The organism is Brucella sp. NBRC 12950, assembly GCF_030268145.1.
In the GTDB taxonomy this organism is placed as follows: Bacteria; Pseudomonadota; Alphaproteobacteria; order Rhizobiales; family Rhizobiaceae; genus Brucella.
This window is the reverse complement of the sequence record NZ_BSQC01000032.1, coordinates 2,193-4,630: the sequence shown is the minus strand read 5'-3', so window position 1 is coordinate 4,630 and position 2,438 is coordinate 2,193. Positions and strand designations below refer to the sequence as shown.

Sequence of the window (2,438 nt, the reverse complement as noted above, 5' to 3'; positions counted from 1 at the left end):
GATGGATATTGTAAATGGGAGTGATCAAGTCGATCGAGCTATTAGTACCGGTAAGCTACATGCGTTGCCGCACTTCCACACCCGGCCTATCAACGTGGTAGTCTTCCACGGCTCTGATAGGGAATACTCGTTTTTAGGTGGGTTTCCCGCTTAGATGCCTTCAGCGGTTATCCCGTCCGTATATAGCTACCCTGCTATGCCGTTGGCACGACAACAGGTCCACCAGAGATACGTCCATCCCGGTCCTCTCGTACTAGGGACAGATCCTATCAATATTCCTACACCCACGGCAGATAGGGACCGAACTGTCTCACGACGTTCTGAACCCAACTCACGTACCGCTTTAAATGGCGAACAGCCATACCCTTGGGACCTGCTCCAGCCCCAGGATGCGATGAGTCGACATCGAGGTGCCAAACAACCCCGTCGATATGGACTCTTGGGGGTCATCAGCCTGTTATCCCCGGCGTACCTTTTATCCGTTGAGCGATGGCCCTTCCACGCGGGACCACCGGATCACTATGACCGACTTTCGTCTCTGCTCGACTTGTCAGTCTTGCAGTCAGGCAGGCTTATGCCATTGCACTCGACGAACGATTTCCGACCGTTCTGAGCCTACCATCGCGCGCCTCCGTTACTCTTTAGGAGGCGACCGCCCCAGTCAAACTACCCACCATACACGGTCCTGGACCCGGATAACGGGCCGCAGTTAGACATCCATATAGATAAGGGTGGTATTTCAAGGATGACTCCACAATGGCTGGCGCCACTGCTTCAAAGTCTACCACCTATCCTACACATGTCGACACGAATGCCAGTGTAAAGCTATAGTAAAGGTGCACGGGGTCTTTCCGTCTAACCGCAGGAACCCCGCATCTTCACGGGGAATTCAATTTCACTGAGTCTGCGTTGGAGACAGCGGGGAAGTCGTTACGCCATTCGTGCAGGTCGGAACTTACCCGACAAGGAATTTCGCTACCTTAGGACCGTTATAGTTACGGCCGCCGTTTACTGGGGCTTCAATTCAATGCTTGCACATCTCCTCTTAACCTTCCAGCACCGGGCAGGCGTCAGACCCTATACGTCGTCTTGCGACTTCGCAGAGCCCTGTGTTTTTGGTAAACAGTCGCTACCCCCTGGTCTGTGCCACCCTCATCTAGTTGCCTAAACAAGGGTCACGCTTCTTCCGAAGTTACGCGTGCATTTTGCCGAGTTCCTTCAACGCAGTTCTCTCAAGCGCCTTGGTATTCTCTACCAGTCCACCAGTGTCGGTTTAGGGTACGGTCTATATGCAGGAGCTATTTCCTGGAACCGCTTCGCTGCACATTCAATCCAATAAGAATGTACAACACACGCAATCCGTCACTACCTGCAGGCCCACGAATATTAACGTGGTTCCCATCGACTACGCCTTTCGGCCTCGCCTTAGGGGCCGGCTAACCCTGCTCAGATTAACTTTAAGCAGGAACCCTTGGACTTTCGGCGAGGGAGTCTCTCACTCCCTTTATCGTTACTCATGTCAGCATTCTCACTTCCGATACCTCCAGGATGTCTCACGACTGTCCCTTCACAGGCTTACGGAACGCTCCGCTACCACGCACATACGTGCATCCACAGCTTCGGTGTATGGCTTTAGCCCCGGTACATTTTCGGCGCAAAGACCCTTATTTAGACCAGTGAGCTGTTACGCTTTCTTTAAATGATGGCTGCTTCTAAGCCAACATCCTGGTTGTTTTGGGATCCTCACATCCTTTCCCACTTAGCCATAACTTAGGGACCTTAGATGGTGGTCAGGGTTGTTGCCCTCTTCACGACGGACGTTAGCACCCGCCGTGTGTCTGCCCAGTAGTACTCCCCGGTATTCGGAGTTTGATTAGGATCAGTAAGACGGTGAGTCCCCATAGCCCATTCAGTGCTCTACCCCCGGGGGTATTCGCTGGACGCTCTACCTAAATAGATTTCGCGGAGAACCAGCTATCTCCAAGTTTGATTGGCCTTTCACCCCTAGCCACAAGTCATCCCGATCTATTGCAACAGATATGGGTTCGGTCCTCCAGTACGTGTTACCGTACCTTCAACCTGCTCATGGCTAGATCACTTGGTTTCGGGTCTAATGCAACGAACTGAACGCCCTATTCAGACTCGCTTTCGCTACGCCTACACCTACCGGCTTAAGCTTGCTCGTTACACTAAGTCGCTGACCCATTATACAAAAGGTACGCTGTCACCCAGAACAAATCTTGGGCTCCAACTGTTTGTAGGCATTCGGTTTCAGGTACTATTTCACTCCCCTCGTCGGGGTGCTTTTCACCTTTCCCTCACGGTACTGGTTCGCTATCGGTCATGCACGAGTACTTAGGCTTGGATAGTGGTCTACCCATGTTCAGACAGGATTTCACGTGTCCCGCCCTACTCAAGGACTTAATCTCGTCTTGCGT

General features: G+C 52.3%; 1 rRNA gene (only partly in view). It reads right to left on the bottom strand.

Going from position 1 to position 2,438, the window contains the following annotated elements:
- Positions 1-21 precede the first annotated feature (21 nt).
- Positions 22-2,438 (bottom strand): 23S ribosomal RNA (locus tag QSJ70_RS27200) (it continues 161 nt past the right edge of the window).